Source organism: Acinetobacter sp. I-MWF, from assembly GCF_025433935.1.
In the GTDB taxonomy this organism is placed as follows: domain Bacteria; phylum Pseudomonadota; class Gammaproteobacteria; order Pseudomonadales; family Moraxellaceae; genus Acinetobacter; species Acinetobacter guillouiae.
This window is the reverse complement of record NZ_JAMBAR010000001.1, coordinates 1,474,471-1,494,619: the sequence shown is the minus strand read 5'-3', so window position 1 is coordinate 1,494,619 and position 20,149 is coordinate 1,474,471. Positions and strand designations below refer to the sequence as shown.

Here is a 20,149-nt window from a genome sequence, read left to right as displayed (position 1 = left end):
GGCCGATCTATTGACTTCACTTCTTGTGTTACGCGCACTCAACAATAGTAAAAATCAACTATTGTCGATATTCATCAATCAATGCATAGAGCTGTCTTAAAGTTGCATGAGATAATTTAGTCTTCTCACCCTTTAATAACTTTTCTAGCTGTTCAACAGACTGAAGTAGTGTACTCGTTTGATGTGGCCCATGTAATAGCAAATATTCCGTTATTTGTGGGTCAAAATGTACACCCCGACGTTCCAACACAGAATGCAATAAAGCATGTCGATCTGCATAGGACTGTCCACTCGGTACTTTTACACTGACTGCCTGAGTAAGGCGAGATTGTAGGTCTGGTAATTCTAGCTTTAATTCTATCGGCGCAAATCTTGATGAAAACACCAACTGTCCGCCATCTTCGTTATTGTTATTAATCAGATGAAATACCGCTTTTTGCCAATGCGGTACACCACTAATGGCCTCGATATCATCCAAGGCAACCAAATCATAGCTTTCTAATGAGGTAATTGCCTCTATGGGCGCATCAAGTAATTCTAAGAGCGATACTTTAATCGCAGATTTGCCAATCTCTAAATAAGAATCGCAAATCGCCGTGAGTAAATGACTTTTTCCAGTTCCAGCACCACCATAGATGTAGAAACGATTCATCAGCCCTGCATGAAGCTGACGCACAGCATCAATTACAGGTCCCCAACCTGGCCCAGAAAAATCACTAATTCTGGCATCCAGTTGTGGTTCTATATCCAACTGTAATTGACGCATATATTCAAATCATTCCTAAAGTGGATTTTGATCATTTTTAATCGATTGATCAGTATCTTGCGTGTTTTTAACTTCAATATCAAGATCAACTTTGTCGCTTTCGACTGAAATTGTTTCAGTAGTGCCATTATTTTGTATGGTCACTAAAGTATCCTCTGCTTTAAAGAACTGACTTTCTTGATATAAATCTTTGAGATGCTTGAGTAAAACCACAATAACAGCGGCAACTGGCAGTGCGATCAACATCCCCACAAAGCCCCCCAACTGAGCCCCAGCAAGTACTGCAAATACCACAGCTACAGGAGATAAACCAATTTTATCACCCAATAAGAACGGTTGAAGAATATATCCTTCGATGAGCTGCCCTACACCAAATACGGCCAGAACCATTAATAAATGTTTTGGATCTAGACCAAACTGGAAAAAACAGGCAATCACTGCCGCAATAATTCCGACACCAAAGCCAAGATATGGAATGATACTGCACAGCCCCGCAATCATACCGATAATTAATCCAACCTCTAGCCCCACCAATTGCAAGCCCACGGCATAGACGATTCCCAATAAAATCATTACAAGGAACTGTCCTTTAACAAAAGCCCCCAAAACGCTATGACATTCTCCAACAATTTTAAGTACATTGCTTTCATATTGACGAGGAATAAAACTTTTTAAGTGTTCCAACATCCGATTCCAATCAAGCAGGAAATAGAATGCAATAATTGGAATTAAAACAATTGTTCCGCCGATCGAAATAAAACTCAGTCCAGATTGGGCAATTTTTAAAGCCATCGCTTGGATACTGTCCGCACTATAGTTGGTCTGAACATACTCCATTACTACTTTAGAAATTTGGTCTGTATCCAATTCCATATGTTCAACATTGAAATTGTTGGATAACCACGGTAGGAAAGTAGAATTCACCCAATGGATTCCCGCAGGAATACTGTCACGGGCATAAATTAATTGTTTCCAAACCAAGGGCACGACAAACCATATTGCCCAAGTCAGTAACACACCTATTCCAATAAATACCACTGAGATAGAGAGCCACCTTGGTAAAAATTTAGACAGCTTATCCACCACTGGACTAAATAAATAGGCAACCAGAAAAGCCGCAACAAAAGGAATCACTACAGGTTTTAATAAATATAAAATCCATAAAACTAAAGCAATTCCAGCAAGGATAAAAATTCGTTTTAAAGTCCGATCGTGCATCGAATCACGCCTTTTTCAAATTTATTCGTTATGGAGGGGAAAATATTTTCATAAAGATAGCATTTTAGTGCAGAAATAACATAAGAGTTTCGTATATTCGGGTATAATCCCCGCGCGAATGCGGAGACTTCAATTATGAGCAACTCAACTTCTACCCCAAACACTGGTTTAAGCTATAAAGACGCTGGTGTCGATATTGAAGCGGGCGACGCACTTGTCGATCGAATCAAATCTGTCGCTAAACGTACAACACGCCCTGAAGTAATGGGTGGTTTAGGCGGCTTCGGCGCACTTTGCAGAATCCCTAAAGGTTATGAAGAACCTGTTCTTGTATCTGGTACAGATGGTGTCGGTACAAAATTACGTTTAGCATTGAACTTAAATCGTCATGACACGATTGGTCAAGACTTGGTTGCAATGTGTGTAAACGATCTTCTTGTATGTGGTGCTGAACCTCTATTTTTCCTCGATTATTACGCAACTGGACATTTAAATGTTGATGTTGCTGCAAATGTTGTGACGGGTATTGGTAAAGGTTGTGAGCTTGCAGGCTGCGCATTGGTCGGTGGTGAAACTGCTGAAATGCCAGGAATGTATGAAGGTGAAGACTATGACCTCGCAGGTTTCTCTGTGGGTGTGGTTGAAGCAAGTAAAATCATTGATGGTACGAAAGTAAAAGCAGGTGATGTTCTTATCGGCTTAGCCTCTTCTGGCGCGCACTCAAATGGTTATTCTTTACTTCGTAAAATCTTAGACGTAAAAAATGTCGATTTAACTCAAATTGTAGATGGTCGTCCGCTTGCAGATGTTGCAATGGAACCAACACGTATTTATGTAAAACCAGTACTTGAACTGTGCAAACAAGTTGATGTCCATGCAATGGCACACATCACAGGCGGCGGTTTACCTGGTAATTTACCTCGCGTCCTTCCAAATGGTGCTCAAGCCGTAATTAATGAATCCTCTTGGCAATGGCCTGAATTGTTCAAACTTTTACAACGTGAAGGTGCTGTAGAACAATTTGAAATGTACCGCACATTTAACTGTGGTGTGGGTATGGTCATCGCAGTTGATGCTGCTGATGCTGACAAAACTATTGAAGTTTTGACTGCTCAAGGCGAAAAAGCATGGACAATTGGTCATATTCAAGAAAATGCGGCTTCTATTGAAGGTGCAGATGAAAAAATTCGTGTGATTTTTGCATAAGTCTCTCACATGATTAAAATTGCTGTACTTGTCTCAGGCAGTGGAAGTAACCTTCAAGCCTTGATTGATGCCAATCTTTCAGGGCAAATCGTGGGGGTCATTTCCAATAAACCTGAAGCATTTGCCTTAGAACGCGCTACAAAAGCAGGCATTGCAACCACGGTGATTGAGCATAAACACTATCCTGATCGTGAAACTTTTGATGCTGTCATGCATCAACAATTACAGGATTGGGATGTTGATTTAGTCATTCTCGCTGGTTTTATGCGTATTCTCAGTGCCAAATTTGTCCAAGCATGGGAAGGGAAAATGGTCAACATCCACCCTTCACTATTGCCCCATTACAAAGGCATGTATACACATCAACGTGTTTTAAATACAGGTGATATTTTACATGGTTGTACTGTGCATTATGTCACTGCTGAGTTAGACGCTGGACAAGCGTTGACTCAGGGTGTTTTAACAGTCGATCTACATGATAATGTGCAATCCCTTGCAGCACGTGTACATGTACTTGAGCATTTAATTTATCCTCAAGCAGTTGAATGGATCTGTAATGGCACCATTCAACACTTGGAAAATGGTCAGGTTTTATTTAAGGGACAAGCACTTAAACAGCCAATTCAATTTTGCCAGCTTTAAGTATTGCTTGATTTCAAATACTGTCGAAAAAAATGCATCCTCGGATGCATTTTTTATGGCTAAACGAAATTTTATAATCTGCTATCTAAACAAAAAGTTGAACGATAATTTAACGCGGTTCAGAAACCTCTATATCTTCAATTTCAAACGCTGTATTGATTTGACAATAAATCCACAAGTCAGGATAGTCCATTTGCGCAATAAAAATTAAACTCGTTACGCCTTCGATAAAAAAGCAAATTTTGTATAAACATAACTGCGCCTTTAAGACTTGTTGACTCTGATGCCTAATCTCGGCTTCCATATCAATATAAGCAGCGTCGGTAAGTTCTTTAGCAATCTGAGATTGAAGTTCACTTAATTTCTGCTGGGTCAGTTTTCCTATCACATTTCCAGCGGATTGAAGCAACATCGCAAAATCATCAAATTTAGGCTTTTCAACTTCTAAATCAAATTCAACATCAATGATCTGTGTTGGTCCGAATTGGTAGGATCCCAATAGAACATCACTACTTATTCTCAAATCATCAGGGTCTGTAGACAATTCGTCTACGTTTGCGACTACGTGTGTTTTTTAGGCGATACTAGGCGCGGAGTATGAAATTTAGTTATTCTAAATGAGTAGTTCGTAACGACGTAGCGGCAAAAAACACTCTAGTCCCGAAGGGTTGTGACTAAAATTATCTCAGACTACGTTATGAAACTCGAAAATAGTCTCGCTATTCTCTTCGTTTCATGCCTTGCCTGCTCAATTTTAACCTACAACGCAAGCCATTTATGAAATGTCTACAGACCCTAAATATTTGCATAAAAATTACCTAAAATCATCGATTCTGTTGAATTAGCTTTTTAATTAATTCAACTGTTTCAACTGGATGTTCCAACGGAAACATATGCCCTCCAGCCGTCAGGGTAAAAGGAATATTAAATTTCTTTTTGGCTATTTGTGGAAATTTACGTTTTAAAAAAGGACTCTCTGAACCAATCACCAAATCTACAGGAACTTTTGGCTGTGGATGCGGTAACCACCAATAAGAAGGACCTGTTCTAAAAATTGCAACTTCAACATCCTTAGGAATAGTTAAAGTTACGCCACCACGAACATGGTCTTCTGTTAGCGCATAATCGATATAAGCCTGAAAACAATCTGCATCAAAATGCTGATAAAACCCCTTTGGACGTAACAACTCTGCGGCTTGCTGACGTGATTCCCAATGATCTCGACGGCGTATGCTGAGATGCGCTGGTGTCATTGCATCGATCTTTTGAGGATAAAATTTCTTTGCAAGATTAAAAACAAAGGAGGCGGTCCCCATAATCAAAGGAGGATCCAATAAAATTGCTTGTTCAAATAAATCTGGGCGCTTAAATGAGGCCAAAAAGGTTGAAACAGCGCCTAATGAATGGCCTAAACCAATCACTTTACGTCCATTAGACTGTTGCACAATACTATCAATCACTTGATCTGCAAAATTCGACCAATTGTTATCAATAGGATAACGTTGATCTGTACCCAATAAAGAAACATAAATCACATCATATTGATCTTTCAGTAAATCGAACAGTTTGGTATAGACTTGAGATGGCACACCATTGGCATGGGCAAAATGAATAACAGGTTTCATGTGAGATAGGCTAACCATGTCTTGCTTTACACTCTAAATATGATGAATTGAAAATACTGTAGCTGATAAATAGGATTCAGTTAAACATTTTAAGTGAACTCCGTGCTCTTGTTTTGCACTTAGCGATGCCACTCAAATGAATTAAACAGGTTTAAAGCAGTTATAAAGGCTTAAGGTAACAAGAAAATAGAGCTTTAAGATTTTGTTTGGCTTAATTTTTCTTTTTTTCATACACTTTGTTTTTACTTCATACAGGTTGGATCAGTAAACAGCAATGCTACTGCTATATTACTGTTTACTGATCGATAAAACCTAGACTATTGCATTTTCACATCTTGGTTCACACCAAGTTTTTGGCTCACAGCTTCACCTAAGCCATTCCCCATTTCTGAACCTAAACGGCCTAGAACGGAGTCAAATGGGCTACGCTCAACTGTATAATTGACTGTCTTTTTCACTTTTAATTCGCGTTTCAATGTTTCAATATTTCCTGCTTTATCTGCGATACCCAATTTAATAGCTTGGTCACCTGTCCAGAATAAGCCAGAGAAAATCGCTGGATCTTTCGATTTTAGCTTTTCACCACGACCTTGTTTCACAGAGTCGATAAAGTGATCATGGACATTGTCCAATAAAGCTTGAATATGCGCACGTTGTTCTGGATTAATCGGCTTGGTCATACTGAGTATGTCCTTATTGCTTCCCGAAGTCATGGTGCGGTCTTCAACACCTAATTTTTGGGCTAAACCATTTACACCATAATTCGGCATAATCACACCGATTGACCCCACCAAACTCGATGGATTCACCCAAATTTCGTCTGCTGCTGATGCAATATAGTAAGCACCTGAAGCGCCCATATCACCAATCACAGCATAGACTTTTTTCTCTGGATTTTGTTTTTTAAGGTACTGAATCTCTTGCCAAATATCATCAGACTGAACTGGTGATCCACCCGGTGAGTTCACATTCAATACAACAGCTTTAGCAGACTTTGCTTCAAAGGCTTTCTTTAATGATTTAATCGTATCAGTACTATTTACGCCTTGACTACTTGAATCAATCGTACCAACAATATTGACGACGCCCAAATGATTCTCTGAGGTTATTGTTCCATCATCTGAACCAGATAATGAACAACTCTTACCCAGTGCAACTAAGACAAACAGAATATAAAGAAAAGTGAGTATTTTAAAAAAGATCCCCCAACGACGAGTACGACGTTGCTCTTCAACTGAAGCAAGCACAGCTTTCTCTAAGATCTTCCATTCCTGTCCTGTAGGCTGTTGACCCGCAGAGGAATTCAAATTTGTATTGTCATTTTGAGGTTTCGGCGGCCAATCTGACATTTATACCATCCAAATTAATTATTCATGCTTCATTATATACACGGAATCCGTATAATCTATTTAATCATTACGATTTAACTTATAATAATTAGCTAAATCTCACCATTACTTAACTTCTGCATTAATTTTAGATCCAGATGACTGATAAACATAAGACTACAACTTCGCGACTCCTCAATTTTTTCAGTCGACTGCCGATCCCAATCGCGCGCTTTATCGCGCGTATTTTGGCAGGACTGGTCAATTTATTACATATCACAAAAACATCTGAAACCATTCGTCTAAATATTGAAATTTGCTTTCCAGATCTTGATAAACCTAAACGCGAGAAAATTACAGAACAGGCTATTCGTAACGAACTCCAATCTTATATGGAGTTCTTTACGGTTTGGGGTAGTTCCAATCAAAAAAATATCGATCGTATTCATCATGTTGAAGGTGAACACTATTTTCATGAGGCCATTGCTGCAAAAAAAGGCCTCGTACTAATCGTGCCTCATTTTGGTACTTGGGAAATTATGAATGCATGGTTTGCCCAATATACCCAAATGACCATTATGTATGAACCGATTAAGGATGAGAGTGCGGATCGTTTTGTACGTGCAGCGCGAAGTCGTGAAAATGCCAGCTTAGTTCCAACAGATGAATCTGGTGTACGACAAATATTTAGGGCGTTAAAACAAGGTGGTACAACCGTGATTTTGCCTGACCATTCACCTCACCAAGGTGGAGAACTGATTAAATATTTTGGAATTCCGCTCTCCTCAAGTAATTTAAGTGCCAAACTGATCCAAAAGACCAAATCCAAAGCACTTTTCTTATATGCAATCCGAAACGACAATCAGGGTTTTGATATGGTGGTTCAGCCGATTGATGAAAAGATCTATCAGGTGGATGCCAATCAAGGTACGCATATGATTTACACTGCACTGGAAAAATTAATCTGCCAATACCCAGAACATTATCACTGGAGTTATAAACGCTTTAAAGCTCATCCAAAACTTAAACAGATTTATAATGTTTCCAATAAAGAAGCCATGGAAATGGTCAATTCAGTCCGCAATGATGCGATCACGGAAAGTGAGCCACTTTAAAGTTTGGCGATAACCAGTCACCTCTATCTGCCCTTGCGGATTTAGTTTAAATTGAATAGAACCTTGTTCTATCGTGGTTTTGACTGGAATGTTCAACACGTCTAACCGTTTCAATACAATCGGATGTGGATGGCCATAACGGTTGGCATATCCAGCCGATACAATCACAAGTTTAGGTTGTAACTGCTCTAAAAAGGCATAAGAAGAACTATTTTTACTGCCATGATGACCTAGTACTAAGACATCGACCTTTAAATCGGGATATTGTGTTAACAAATTAAATTCTGTTTCCCAACCAGCATCCCCCATCAATAAAAAGTTTTGATATGACTTTGACCGAGGGACTTGGATATAGATCACACAAGACAGTTCATTTCGATCATAGGCAGCTTTACTTAGGCTATTTTTAGTAGGCGCTAAGACGGAAATTCGAACATCTTCATATTGCCAATATTGTCCTTGATGGCAATAGTCAAAATCATGCAGGTTAAAACGTGCATCTGTTTCATTTGAATAGACTTTGTTTATTTTGATCACTTTCTCTATTTCTGCAAATGCACCACTATGGTCTTGATCTAAATGCGTCAAAACTACCTGATCCAATTGAGCAATCCCTTGTCGCATCAGATATGGAATGATGACATTTTTACCGATACTAAATCTTGCTTCATCAAATGAACCGCCTGTATCAATCAGCATTTTATGTTGGGGGAGGTTTAAAAAAATGGCCTGCCCTTGCCCGACATCTATGATATCCAGTTGAAAGATTGCAGAACTCTTATGCGAGATCACTAAGGGGATTAAACAGAGTATTGCCCAAAATTTTGGCAGCACACCTTTGGGCAAAAATAAAATAAACACAGCCAAAGCAATGCAAACAATTTCTAGAGAATTAAATGCCCACCAATTTAATTTAAAATTGAGCAGCTGATCTAATCTTTCCAGTAGGTACAGCAACATAGACAATAAAAGATCAGAAATCGTGAAAAGCCATAATCCCAAAGGTTCAAATAGCATACTTATACATGCGGCCAAAACTTCAATGGGAACAATCAGTGCGCCAATCATCGGAATTGCAAGCAAATTGCTCAAGGGTGTAATCCACGAAAATTGTTGAAAAATCCACAGCACCACTGGCAGTAATGCAATAAATATTTTCCATTGTGAATCAATCAATACCCGTATAAATAACTTAGTCTTGGTCTTCCATGTCTCTACAGTTGGGAGAGCATGTTTTTGAACCGTTTGATAGACCCGAATCAAAATAAAACATGAACCAAAGGACAGCCAGAAAGCAGAAGATAAGATACTAAAAGGATCAAGCAGCAATAAAATACTGGCCGTCAATAATAAATGTTTAAGTGGTTGGATTTTTTGCTTGAATAAAATAATAACGCTTAGAATTGAGACTGTTAGCATGGTTCTTAATGCCGGTATTTCAAAACCAACAAAAGCACTATAAAACACCACACAAGCTAAAAATGGATAAACCAATAAATAAGGTTGTGGAATACTCAAAAAAACCTGTGGATAAACCCTTTTAATGCTTGAGTTAAATAAAAAGCAAAACAATATGGCAAAAATTAATACATGCGGCCCAGAGATTGCAAGTAAATGGGAAATACCCATGGTCTTAAACAGGTCTTGAGTTTCATTTACCAAGAGACTTTCATCCCCTGTCAATAATGCTAGGACTAAACCCTTATTTTTTAGTGAAGAATCAGCAATTAAATCGCGAAACTTTAAACGTAAGTTCTCGATACTAAGTTGAATTCTATATCGCACGCTATTTTGTTGCTCAACAAAGCTGCTATAGCCCAATTGCTTCGCTTGATTTTCATCGATATGTTCAACCGACTGGGGCTTGAATACAGCCAGAATATTTTCTTGTAGAAACCATTTTTCCTTATCAAACACCCCTGCTACAGCATAACCATGAATCGGTTTGATATGCCCTGTAACCCGATAATATTGTCCCAGCTGGATCATTTCAGACTGTGAGCCATCCAGATACATCAACATTTGTCTGACTTTGTTGGGTTCGAGTAGCAATACTTTTTGTTGGATACGCTGTTGATCTTTTGGCAATTGAGTATTGGGGGATGTGTCTGTTTGCTTAATGCTATTTATGTTAGAAATATAAATAATTTTTTCAATTTGATGAGGTGGTGTATCACGTAAATTTAATCTTTTTTCAAGTGCTGAATCTGCATAATAAAAACCTAGGAGACCACTTGATATCCCCACTACACTAAGAGAAACCAACTTAAATACAACAGAATTGATCAAGCTATCGTTTAAGCATCGACATACACATAGCACAAGACTTAATACTAAGCTGATCCAGATCAAGAGATTTAAATAAGCGGGTGAATAATATCCCATAAACGAGATACCCAATATCCATCCGATTAAAGCAATGTACATATACATAGTTTTCTATTTATTGTTTTCAGTGTTTATTTATTGATTAAGCCCAATCGGATTGGGCTTAAGTTTAAAAATTATACATCAATTCAGCATGATATCATCAAAATAAATGCTGACTTAACCATCGATCCAGATACCATCTTGCATATGTAGGATTCTATCTGCTGATTTTGCCAGTTGCTCATCATGTGTCACAATCAACATAGCCATATTAAATTCCTCACGCAAATCACGCAGTAATTCAAAAATAGATTTTGCTGTTTTGCGATCTAAATTCCCTGTCGGCTCATCGGCTAACATCAACTTCGGTTGTGTGACCAAGGCACGTGCTAAAGCCACACGTTGACGTTCACCCCCCGATAGCTCACCAGGTTGATGCGTTAAACGATGTGATAATCCAACCCGTTCAAGCAAATATTCAGCACGTTCTTTAACCTTTTTATATTCGGCATCTTTTCTTAACATCAACGGCATCGCGACATTTTCAAGCGCAGTAAATTCAGGCAATAAATGATGAAACTGATAAACGAAACCTAAATGTTCATTGCGTAAAAATCCTCGTTCAGCTTCACCTAAGTTATCAAAACGTTTGCCATTTAAATTGACAAGACCTTGAGTAGGACGATCGAGTCCACCCAGAATATGCAAGAGTGTACTTTTACCTGAACCACTTGAACCCACGATAGAGACAAACTCACCTTGCGCGACTTGCAAAGATAAACCTGTAATCACGTCTACATGTGACTTGCCATCCGTAAACGACTTATAGATATTTTGTGCCTCTAAAACCACTGGACTTTGTGTAGCACTATTCATAACGAAGCGCCTCCGCAGGTTGAATTTTAGCCGCTCGCAATGCAGGATAAATGGTTGCAATAAAACTTAAACCCAAGGACAAGCTGACAATCACCACTACATCTTGCCATCTTAAATAAGAAGGTAAGTAGTTGATAAAATAAGCATCGAATAAATGTAATCCAAATGCAGTATTCAACCAGCCAATAAAATTACTGATTCCTAATGCAGAGATAATTCCCAAAATTGCACCAGCAACCGTTCCAACCACACCAATCACAGTCCCTTGCACCATAAAAATGCGGGTAATTGTTGCTGGTGATGCACCTAATGTTCTTAGAATCGCGATGTCTGATTTTTTATCCGTCACAACCATGACCAATGAAGACACAATATTAAATGCAGCAACAAGCACGATGAGGAATAACAATAGACTGACCATTGCCTTTTCCATTTGGATTGCACTGAATAAATTACCATGCGTATAGGTCCAATCTGAGGCATAGAAACCGCTCGGTAACTCACGAACAATTTCATTGGCAACCTGTGGCGCTTGGAAAATATCATCCAGTTTCATACGCACACCTTGCGCACCGTCAGGTAGACGTAATAGTGTAGATGCATCATTAAGTGCGATGTAACCTAAACTCGAATCAACTTCTGCACCTATACTAAAAATACCAACAATTTTAAAACGTTTAAAACGTGGTACAACGCCTGCAGGCGAAGGGGTTGCTTCAGGTAAAACCAAGGTAACATTGTCATTTAGACCAAGGCCTAACGCATCAGTCATTTGTTTGCCTAGAACAATGCCATATTCACCTTTTTTTAGTTGATCTATGCTACCTTCCACCATATGATTTTGGATAATTGAAACCTTCTTTTCATACTGAGGTTCAATACCGGTCACCATGATCCCAGCGACTTGTCCTTGTGCGGTAAGCATACCTTGTAGTTGTGTAAATGGAGCAACACCAGTTACATGCTTATGTTGTTCAATTTTCTTTGCAAGCACAGGCCAGTCTGTTAGAATTTGTGTTGAAGAAACAGTGGCTTGAGGTATCATACCTAAAACACGGTTCTTTAACTCTCGGTCAAAACCATTCATAACAGATAAAACTGTAATCAGTACAGCAACCCCTAAGGTTAGACCGATCATGGAAACCAAAGCGATAAAAGAAATAAAGTGATTACTACGCCGTGCGCGAGTGTATCTCAACCCTATATACAGCGAGATTGGTTTAAACATACCATTCTAGTCCGAGGTGTTTTATGGAAGCGTTACAGCATCAAAATGAAGCAAATGAACGTCGTGTCATGTCACGAATCGATGCTGCGTTAAGGATCAACTATCAAATCATTTCTGAAGAAGTTGCGCTGAACGATCCATATGATGCTAATTTTGTATTACCGCGCTATTTTCTACTACTTGCAGAATTAGATCAATTTGATCATGCACTTCACTACGAATTAGAACAATTAAATGAAAAAGATCAACAAATTGCTCGAATCTTATCCTTATTCAACCAAAAGTTAAACCTTATTACTGGTTCTCTTTACGATTCTATTGTACAAACCATGTTACCAACGCCACAAAAAGTCAATTTTTCTGAAAGTGGCTTCAGTTTTACCAGTCAACAATACCTGAAACAAGGTAGCTTTATTCATGTCACTCTGAGTCATCCTGAAAATTTCTTCCATATTGCAGCAACGGCACAAATTGCGTACTCGGAACCTGCTGAAAATGAGCAATATCGTGTAGGTGCTTACTTCATTACCTTGCATCCACAAGATAAAGTCAAACTGGCTGAATGTATTCAACAAAACATCACCCTACAGAATAATTGATATTGCACATATGGACTCTACTTTATTCGCTTTTGCCTTGATTGCCTTTGGTATGGCACTCACCCCTGGCCCAAATATGATTTATCTGATCTCAAGGTCCTTGTGTCAGGGTAAAACTGCGGGGATGGTTTCATTGGGCGGCACGGCACTCGGTTTTGTATTTTATATGCTGTGTGCTGCTTTTGGGATCACCGCTTTATTAATGACGATTCCAGTTGCATACGATGTTTTAAAAATTGCTGGTGCGCTCTACTTGATTTATCTTGGCTGGAAAGCAATTCGCTCTCCTCACTCGCCTTTTGAGATTGCCAGTCAACAGTCTTATTCTAATTCAAAACTATTTTTGATGGGCTTTTTGACCAATCTACTCAATCCTAAAATTGCGATGATGTACTTAGCTTTGCTGCCACAATTTATCAAACCACACCAAGGCGATGTTTTAGTGCAAACGCTGAGTTTAGGTTTTGTGCAAATTGTGATTAGTCTACTCGTCAACATGCTGTTGATTTTTACTGCCAGTTCATTTACCCAATTTTTAAATCGTCACGCACTTTGGTTAAAAGTACAAAAATGGTTTATGGGTACGGTGTTTTTTGGCTTAGCAACACAAATCATGCTGAGCTCCAAAAGATAATACCAAGCAACCCAATATAAATTTAAAATTTTTCAATAAGATGTAGCCGAACCAGCTATATAGTAATACGCACCAACGTATATCCAATGATATCCATCTTAGCTACACCCATAAAAAAACGACTCAAAGTGGAGTATTTACTTTGAGTCAAATAGGGTCTGTTGACAATTCGTCTATGTTTGCGACTACGTGTGTTTTTTAGGCGATACTAGGCGCGAGATACGAAATTTAGTCATTCTAAATGATGAGAAACATCGTTTCGCAAGGTAACGACGTAGCGGCAAAAAACACGCTAGTCCCCCGCTGCGCCTTGCGCTGGAAATACGAAATTTAGTCATTCTAAAAGAGTAGTTCGTAACGACGTAGCGGCAAAAAACACGCTAGTCCCCCGCTGCGCCTTGCGCTGCAAACAAAGCAGTGCTTTGTTCTTGCTCAGGGTTGTGGCTAAAATTATCTCAGACTACGTTATGAAACTCGAAAATAGTCTCGCTATTCTCCATTCATGCTTTACGACGTATACGTCTTATGCTCAATTTTAACCTACAACGCAAGCCATTTATGAAATGTCTACAGACCCTGTACTAATTTAAAAAGTTTCTTTTTGATAAGCAATTATTCTGCCAACTTATGAATTCGCTTGGCATAACTTGAATGGGCAGAATGATCAAGCTTAGTTAAAATACCATCATCCCCCAAGATACGACGTGCACCTGTTTGCGCCCATTGTGGTAATAAAGCATAAGCACTATGTACTGTTTGCAAGTAATCAGGTACCGCAATAAATAACCGTGGCTTAATTAAAGCACTCACAACTGCATCGGCAACCTGTTGTGGTGTCACAGCTGGAATCGTTTTTGCCGCATTTTCAGTCCCAACGGTAAGCTCTGTTAGCACTTTACTGGGTAAAATTGCCGTGAACTGAATAGCAGAATCACGAAACTCACCTGCAACTGCTTCGGTGAGACCAATCACAGCAAATTTAGTCCCTGAATAAACCGCAGAACCTGGTAAAGCAAAGCGCCCTGCAAGTGATGCGATATTAACAATATGGCCTTGTTTATATTTAAGCAATTCAGGAAGTGCCAATTGCATACCAATGATAACACCACGAAAGTTAATATCAATTTGTGCATCTGCTAAAGCGGGATCTTCATCCAGAAAAGCCCCCATCGGCATAATCCCAGCATTATTCACTAAAGCATAAAGACTGCCATAATGTTGAATGGTGTTTTGAATAAATTGGGCAAATGATTCACGATCACGCACATCCACTTTAAAAGCTTTTGCACCAATACGTTGTGCTTCTTTTTCAGCAAGTGCTAAATCGAGATCACCGATACTGACTTTTGCGCCTTGTGCAATTAAAGCTTCCGCGGTAGCTAAACCAATACCACGTGCGGCACCAGTAATCGCAATCACTTTGTCTTTTAATTTTTGTTTTTTAAACATTGCGTTATCCTTTATTTAAAATCTTGGTAAATTTCATATCCATCCTCTTTATTTAGGTTTGAATATGATGAAAGTTAAAATCTCTTTCTCATACAACATCTTCTTGCTTTAAGCTTGTGCTTGGTTCAGGTTGATGATCAATCAGATACTCAGCTAAATTAAAATGTTTCATCTTTTCTCGGAGTTTATAGGTTGACCATGGCCAAACTGTACTGTTACGTCCATTGCGATCAATAAAATAGCTTTGACATCCACCCTTATTCCATACTGTGGTTTGCAAAGCTGCTTGGACTTTTTCATTAAAAACTTTGGTGATTTTGGGATTTGGTTCAATGGTCTTGATGCCCAATTGAATTGCCTGTTTCAAAGCATCGATAATGTAATCAAGCTGAGCTTCAATGATAATAAATGCTGAGGAACTCACAGCGACATTAGGACCAAACATCAAAAAACCATTTGGACAATTTTCTACCATTGTCCCCATATAGCCCTCAGGACTCCCCTGCCAAACATCAGACATACGCTGTCCAAAACGGTTATAGACACGATTGGCAATGGGTGGTTCTGCAATCTCAAAGCCTGTACCCAGAATAATCACGTCAGCTTCACAATGTTCACCATTACTAGCAATTAAAGTATTCCCTTTAATTTCAGATAAACCGCTGGCAATCACCTCAACATTTTTTTGTGCTAAAGCGGGATACCAATTGTTGGATTGCAAAATACGTTTACAACCAATAATAAAATTGGGGGTTAATTTTTCTCGTAGGTGCGGATTTTTAATATGGTAATTTAAATGCCATTTGGCTAATTTTTGGAATTGCTTCATTGCTGTAGGACTTTGAATTCCACCGTTTATCGTTTCAAAAATTCCATAGACTGAGCCTCGCATCAGCTGTTGGGTCAGCGGTAACAGCTTAAACATGGCACGAACAGGTGCAAGTAATGGCATGTCTGACTTTGGCAAAATCCATTGTGCAGTACGTTGAAAGATCGTCAGTTGTTTAACTTGAGGTTGAATCTGCGGTACAAACTGGATGGCCGAAGCACCTGTACCAATCACCGCAACTCGTTGAGCTGTTAAGTCCAAATCATGCCGCCATTGTGAAGAATGGAAAATTTCTCCTTTAAAGCTTTCAATACCTTTAACATCAGGCAATACAGGTTCATGCATAGGACCACAAGCAAGAATTGCAAATTGAGAGCGCAACTCGCCCTGTTCGGTTTGGATAATCCAGCAATTTTCCACATCGGACCACTGTGCTTGTAAAGCTTCACGATTCAAATGCACATGTGGCATGACCTTGTACTTATCGACCACATCAAATAAATATTGTTTAATTTCTTTTTGCTGTGCAAAGACCCGTGACCATGCTGGATTTTGTTCAAAAGAGTATGAATAGAGTGCCGATGGTACATCACAGGCACAACCCGGATAGGTATTTTCACGCCAGACCCCGCCCATTTCAGCAGCCTTTTCCAGCAATATAAAATCTTCAATCCCCGCTTGTTTTAATTTGATTGCAGCACCAAGACCAGCAAAACCACCACCCACGATAATCACTTTATAAAAGTTTTTATCTTTGGTACTTTTTTTCATTTGTTCCATGTTGAAAATCGCTTAGAATATAAACAATAGGAATACAATGTCAAAAACGGAATGACTTGTCAATTTCCATTGTTTAACAATTTTGAATATTTATTTGGTATTCTTTGCCTATGAATGAACCAACTTTAACTCGTGCAGAACGTCAACGTATCCAATTACAAGCTGATATTTTAGAAGCTGCGTTTTTAGAATTTTCTGAGCGTGGATACCATCAAACAGCGATTTCAGATATAGCCAAACGCTTAGGCATTGGTCATGGTACTTTTTATCGCCATTTTGAAAATAAACGTGATATCTTGCAGCATGTTATTTCTGATACCATGCAAAAAATCATGGCGTTACTTAGTGGTGAAAATGCACCTCAAGCAGTGAATAATATTGAAGAATATCGTGAACAATGTCAGCGAATTTCTGAACGCTTCCGTCTTTTTGCACAAGAGAATCCCCTAACTCTAAAATTATTATTACTTGAAGCAACCTCAATAGATGCTGAAATGACCAGATTTATTCAAAACTTGATGCAAATGGCGGGTATTTTTACTGCCAACTATTTAAAGCATGGGGTAGATTCTGGCTTTTTTCGTGAGAATTTAGATTGTGAAAATACGGGGCATAATATCATTGGGATGATTACCAATGGGGCTTTACGCTTTTTAGCCAACCCTGAAGATCTTAAAGGTTTAAAAAACTACGGCGATTCGATTATTGAATTAATCATTGGCGGAGTTGCTAAGCCATCAGCCTGATTTATAGCAATCAACAGAATATAAATTAAACTGTTTTCTTTACCTCATTCAATCCTACTGTTTATGGTTATGTTGTGAAGATGAATGTCTCCCTTGGATGAAGATATAGCCTCAACATAATTTTTTACTTTTCATCCTAAGATTGAAATAGTACTTAAATTTACTCAAAAACTGCCCATAACCAAAATTATGGGCAGTTTTTAATGAGATAAAATATTAGACTTCTTTCATAAGTCCTTTTTAAAACCATAAATCAATATAAAATCCCCCTCATCCTAGCCTTCTCCCAGAGGGCATAGGTATCTACACATCTTTTTGTAGAGACTCTAATGCAATTTCAGCAATCAGCTTAAGGTCATCAACCGAATGTTCAGATAATAATTGTAGTGTATTCAGTAATATTGACAGACCAGCCAAAATAAGACGTCCGTAGCGTTTAACTAATCGGTTATCTAAGTGTGGAATGTTAAATTGGAGAGCATGCTCTCCAATTTAACTTAAATAGATTTAATTGTGTAGATACCTATGCCCAGAGGGAGAAGGAACTTTCAATACCAATATGATTCACTCCACATGATCATTTTTTGATTTATGAAAGATCTTTATTGAAGATAAGTTTGCATTTTTAAATGCTATTTTTTATAACGAATACAATTACGCCCATCTTTCTTTGCCAGATATAAATATTCATCAGCAGCTTTAAACACCTTATGGATGTCGGTAGAAATTTCAGGCCAATGTGCTATTCCTATCGACACAGTAATCGCAGGTATTTCTCCAATTGGCGTTACTTCTAATGCCTGCCGAATCCGTTCTGCAATATTAATGGTTAAATTTTGGCTATCGATAGGGCTTAAAATTACAAATTCTTCCCCACCAATCCGACAACAAACATCAATACTTCTGACACAATCTTTAATATTTTGTGCAGTCTTGGTCAGGACCAAGTCGCCTTTTTCATGTCCATATTGATCATTAATTTTTTTAAAATAATCGATATCCACAGCAATAATTGCAAATGGTGCGTTATTTTTCATTAAGCGCTCAATATGTAACTCCATCCCTCTACGGTTATAAAATCCTGTTAACGGATCTGTATTTACATAATGATTGAGTGTAGATATTTTTTTCTTAAAATTTGAAGAGCTCTGTAACAGTGAGCGTTTAAAATTTCTCACCTCATAATATAAGGCATCTACATTTTTAATTTGAGTTGCGGTCTCTGGATTATTGAGATGGCTCGCCATGGTTGCTAAGCGGTTTAATGGTGCTGAGATATAATATGATATCTTCCAAATAATCAAAAAGATTAAAATATAAAAACCAAGCATATAAGCAATAATTTTATAAATCAGATATGGAACTTTTTCTAAAAGCTTATGGGTTGGTTGTTGTGAAACAATGATCCAGTTGGTATGACTTACTCTGGCAAAACCCGCTAAATTATCCACACCTTTACTATTGATCAGTCTTATTTTTCCAATCATATGAGTGGACATATAGTTAAGGCCGGTATTGTCTGTTGCAAGAGTACCGATTCGACTCGCATCGGGATGAAAAATAATTTTTCTATTGCTATCCAATACATACATATAACTGTCTTTATAGTTAAAGCTCAGTGTTAATAATTCGTTAATGATATTTTTTTCTTTTAAATAAATTGCCCCACCAATAAAGCCCAGATACTTTTTGTTTTTATCAAAAATAGGCTGTGAAATAAAAACAATTAAATTGTTTTTGATTGAGTAATATGGGCTTGTGATCACCGTGTTTTGCGTTTCAATGGATTGTTTAAACCCAAGTGTTGTATTCACCACATTTTTATTAATGGCAATTTTTGACGGTGAATAATTCAGTACATGCCCGTATTTATCTGAAATAATCACACTATCAAAGTAATTCGATTGAAATTTAAGTCGGTCTACTTCTGACTGTTTAAATTGCTCATCATTAAATGAATCCCCCAGCAAAGTGGCACTATAATTTAACTGCTTTAACACAGTCTGAATTTGAGAATCCGTTTTTTGAGCAATCTTAGTGGCATATTCCATATTTACTGAAAGAGAAGTATCTAATAGTTCTTTTTTTTGAATAGAATAATTCACGAAAAGTGAAGCAATAAATAGAATGGCGATGCTGAATATTGCTAAAAAAAGAATAAGTTTTCTCAGATTTAACTTTAAACAAAATATGAGTTTTTTCAGTTTCATGAGGTCATTTGCAAAACAGCATTTGATTGAATTTTATTCTTTTTTACTTAGTATTACTACAATATTTTTATCATTGTTTAATTTATTTTCATGATTTTTAAATAGTTTCCCTTCACATAATTTTTAAGAAAATTTCTTGAAGATAATCATCTGGCTTTGGTCAATGGTGTTTTAGCGACTTTAAATCAGTATATAAACCATGCGAAAGTGTGCAAATGACGAATATATTGTCCGATAAAAATAAACTGAATATGCTATAAATTAAACCAAAAAAATACCAGTATTATTTTATTTCCCCATGGCTATATGCCTTTACTATAGGCACTACAGATATCATGAGGCTAACTAAAAATTGCTTGAAGTTGCACATCATTTTAGAGTATTTCGGAAGTCATATTTTCTATTGAGTGAAATGCTTAAAATGATTTAAATCACACCATTATCTTTATTTTAACTGTTCCACCTTAGGAAAATTTAGGGAAAAATAAATAGAAAATGCACATGAATAAGAATTATTTTACTGAATTG

The 20,149-nt window shown here is 37.8% G+C and carries 17 protein-coding genes; 6 read left to right on the top strand and 11 right to left on the bottom strand.

The features are described 5' to 3' along the window. Positions 1-58: 58 nt before the first annotated feature. On the bottom strand, positions 59-766 hold the full coding sequence (gene hda, locus M2R48_RS07035; RefSeq protein WP_004721759.1) for a DnaA regulatory inactivator Hda: 708 nt from the start codon (positions 764-766) through the stop codon (positions 59-61). A 15-nt stretch (positions 767-781) separates the two neighbouring features. Next, positions 782-1,984, bottom strand: coding sequence for a chloramphenicol efflux transporter CxpE (gene cxpE / locus M2R48_RS07030; protein WP_262085568.1), 1,203 nt, complete (start codon positions 1,982-1,984; stop codon positions 782-784). A 135-nt stretch (positions 1,985-2,119) separates the two neighbouring features. Between cxpE and purM the strand changes: the two genes are divergently transcribed. Then, positions 2,120-3,190 carry a phosphoribosylformylglycinamidine cyclo-ligase gene (gene purM, locus M2R48_RS07025; RefSeq protein WP_004721761.1) on the top strand — a complete coding sequence of 357 codons (1,071 nt, stop codon included), beginning with the start codon at positions 2,120-2,122 and terminating at the stop codon, positions 3,188-3,190. Between the two features lie 9 nt (positions 3,191-3,199). Then, positions 3,200-3,832, top strand: coding sequence for a phosphoribosylglycinamide formyltransferase (purN, locus tag M2R48_RS07020; protein ID WP_262085567.1), 633 nt, complete (start codon positions 3,200-3,202; stop codon positions 3,830-3,832). Positions 3,833-3,941: 109 nt separating this feature from the next. Here purN and M2R48_RS07015 read toward each other — a convergent pair whose 3' ends face one another. The 3 genes from M2R48_RS07015 to sppA form a co-directional block, all read right to left on the bottom strand. After that, a complete protein-coding gene (locus M2R48_RS07015; protein ID WP_262085566.1) occupies positions 3,942-4,376 on the bottom strand; it encodes a hypothetical protein in 435 nt (144 codons plus the stop codon). Positions 4,377-4,656: 280 nt separating this feature from the next. Beyond that, a complete protein-coding gene (locus tag M2R48_RS07010) occupies positions 4,657-5,457 on the bottom strand; it encodes an alpha/beta fold hydrolase (RefSeq protein ID WP_262085565.1) in 801 nt (266 codons plus the stop codon). 317 nt (positions 5,458-5,774) lie between these two features. Continuing rightward, positions 5,775-6,806: a signal peptide peptidase SppA gene (gene sppA / locus M2R48_RS07005; protein WP_262085564.1), complete on the bottom strand. Its 1,032-nt coding sequence runs from the start codon at positions 6,804-6,806 to the stop codon at positions 5,775-5,777. A gap of 137 nt (positions 6,807-6,943) precedes the next feature. On the opposite strand from sppA, the gene M2R48_RS07000 reads away from it, so the two are divergent. Further along, positions 6,944-7,900, top strand: a complete 957-nt coding sequence (locus M2R48_RS07000; protein ID WP_262085563.1) for a lysophospholipid acyltransferase family protein — start codon at positions 6,944-6,946, stop codon at positions 7,898-7,900. On the opposite strand, the gene M2R48_RS06995 is transcribed toward M2R48_RS07000, so the two are convergent. The 3 genes from M2R48_RS06995 to M2R48_RS06985 all read right to left on the bottom strand — a co-directional run bounded on the left by M2R48_RS06995 (position 7,859) and on the right by M2R48_RS06985 (position 12,374). Continuing rightward, positions 7,859-10,333, bottom strand: a complete 2,475-nt coding sequence (locus tag M2R48_RS06995) for a DNA internalization-related competence protein ComEC/Rec2 (protein ID WP_262085562.1) — start codon at positions 10,331-10,333, stop codon at positions 7,859-7,861. The genes M2R48_RS07000 and M2R48_RS06995 overlap by 42 nt on opposite strands. Before the next feature lie 114 nt (positions 10,334-10,447). Continuing rightward, positions 10,448-11,146 carry a lipoprotein-releasing ABC transporter ATP-binding protein LolD gene (gene lolD / locus M2R48_RS06990; protein WP_004721773.1) on the bottom strand — a complete coding sequence of 233 codons (699 nt, stop codon included), beginning with the start codon at positions 11,144-11,146 and terminating at the stop codon, positions 10,448-10,450. Beyond that, positions 11,139-12,374, bottom strand: a complete 1,236-nt coding sequence (locus tag M2R48_RS06985) for a lipoprotein-releasing ABC transporter permease subunit (protein WP_004721775.1) — start codon at positions 12,372-12,374, stop codon at positions 11,139-11,141. Before M2R48_RS06985 ends, lolD begins: the two co-directional genes overlap by 8 nt. A gap of 23 nt (positions 12,375-12,397) precedes the next feature. Here M2R48_RS06985 and M2R48_RS06980 point away from each other — a divergent pair, with 23 nt between their 5' ends. Both M2R48_RS06980 and M2R48_RS06975 read left to right on the top strand, forming a co-directional pair. After that, entirely contained in the window at positions 12,398-12,973 is a 576-nt protein-coding gene (locus M2R48_RS06980) for a PilZ domain-containing protein (protein WP_004721776.1), read from the top strand. Positions 12,974-12,983: 10 nt separating this feature from the next. Next, positions 12,984-13,607, top strand: a complete 624-nt coding sequence (locus M2R48_RS06975) for a LysE family translocator (protein WP_262085561.1) — start codon at positions 12,984-12,986, stop codon at positions 13,605-13,607. A 612-nt stretch (positions 13,608-14,219) separates the two neighbouring features. On the opposite strand, the gene M2R48_RS06970 is transcribed toward M2R48_RS06975, so the two are convergent. Both M2R48_RS06970 and M2R48_RS06965 read right to left on the bottom strand, forming a co-directional pair. Then, entirely contained in the window at positions 14,220-15,056 is an 837-nt protein-coding gene (locus tag M2R48_RS06970; RefSeq protein WP_262085560.1) for an SDR family oxidoreductase, read from the bottom strand. Between the two features lie 88 nt (positions 15,057-15,144). Beyond that, positions 15,145-16,665 (bottom strand): flavin-containing monooxygenase, encoded by a 1,521-nt coding sequence (locus M2R48_RS06965; protein ID WP_262085559.1) that lies wholly within the window; start codon positions 16,663-16,665, stop codon positions 15,145-15,147. Between the two features lie 110 nt (positions 16,666-16,775). Here M2R48_RS06965 and M2R48_RS06960 point away from each other — a divergent pair, with 110 nt between their 5' ends. Continuing rightward, positions 16,776-17,411 carry a TetR/AcrR family transcriptional regulator gene (locus tag M2R48_RS06960; RefSeq protein WP_262085557.1) on the top strand — a complete coding sequence of 212 codons (636 nt, stop codon included), beginning with the start codon at positions 16,776-16,778 and terminating at the stop codon, positions 17,409-17,411. Positions 17,412-18,043: 632 nt separating this feature from the next. On the opposite strand, the gene M2R48_RS06955 is transcribed toward M2R48_RS06960, so the two are convergent. Then, positions 18,044-19,621, bottom strand: a complete 1,578-nt coding sequence (locus tag M2R48_RS06955; RefSeq protein WP_262085556.1) for a sensor domain-containing diguanylate cyclase — start codon at positions 19,619-19,621, stop codon at positions 18,044-18,046. Positions 19,622-20,149: the final 528 nt, after the last annotated feature.

Coding starts and splice junctions, on each gene's coding strand:
- M2R48_RS06985 (WP_004721775.1), bottom strand. CDS start 12,374: ATGTTTAAACCAATCTCGCTGTATATAGGGTTGAGATACACTCGCGCA.
- cxpE (WP_262085568.1), bottom strand. CDS start 1,984: ATGCACGATCGGACTTTAAAACGAATTTTTATCCTTGCTGGAATTGCT.
- purN (WP_262085567.1), top strand. CDS start 3,200: ATGATTAAAATTGCTGTACTTGTCTCAGGCAGTGGAAGTAACCTTCAA.
- lolD (WP_004721773.1), bottom strand. CDS start 11,146: ATGAATAGTGCTACACAAAGTCCAGTGGTTTTAGAGGCACAAAATATC.
- M2R48_RS06975 (WP_262085561.1), top strand. CDS start 12,984: ATGGACTCTACTTTATTCGCTTTTGCCTTGATTGCCTTTGGTATGGCA.
- M2R48_RS06960 (WP_262085557.1), top strand. CDS start 16,776: ATGAATGAACCAACTTTAACTCGTGCAGAACGTCAACGTATCCAATTA.
- M2R48_RS07010 (WP_262085565.1), bottom strand. CDS start 5,457: ATGAAACCTGTTATTCATTTTGCCCATGCCAATGGTGTGCCATCTCAA.
- purM (WP_004721761.1), top strand. CDS start 2,120: ATGAGCAACTCAACTTCTACCCCAAACACTGGTTTAAGCTATAAAGAC.
- hda (WP_004721759.1), bottom strand. CDS start 766: ATGCGTCAATTACAGTTGGATATAGAACCACAACTGGATGCCAGAATT.
- M2R48_RS06965 (WP_262085559.1), bottom strand. CDS start 16,665: ATGGAACAAATGAAAAAAAGTACCAAAGATAAAAACTTTTATAAAGTG.
- M2R48_RS06970 (WP_262085560.1), bottom strand. CDS start 15,056: ATGTTTAAAAAACAAAAATTAAAAGACAAAGTGATTGCGATTACTGGT.
- M2R48_RS06995 (WP_262085562.1), bottom strand. CDS start 10,333: ATGTATATGTACATTGCTTTAATCGGATGGATATTGGGTATCTCGTTT.
- sppA (WP_262085564.1), bottom strand. CDS start 6,806: ATGTCAGATTGGCCGCCGAAACCTCAAAATGACAATACAAATTTGAAT.
- M2R48_RS06980 (WP_004721776.1), top strand. CDS start 12,398: ATGGAAGCGTTACAGCATCAAAATGAAGCAAATGAACGTCGTGTCATG.
- M2R48_RS06955 (WP_262085556.1), bottom strand. CDS start 19,621: ATGAAACTGAAAAAACTCATATTTTGTTTAAAGTTAAATCTGAGAAAA.
- M2R48_RS07000 (WP_262085563.1), top strand. CDS start 6,944: ATGACTGATAAACATAAGACTACAACTTCGCGACTCCTCAATTTTTTC.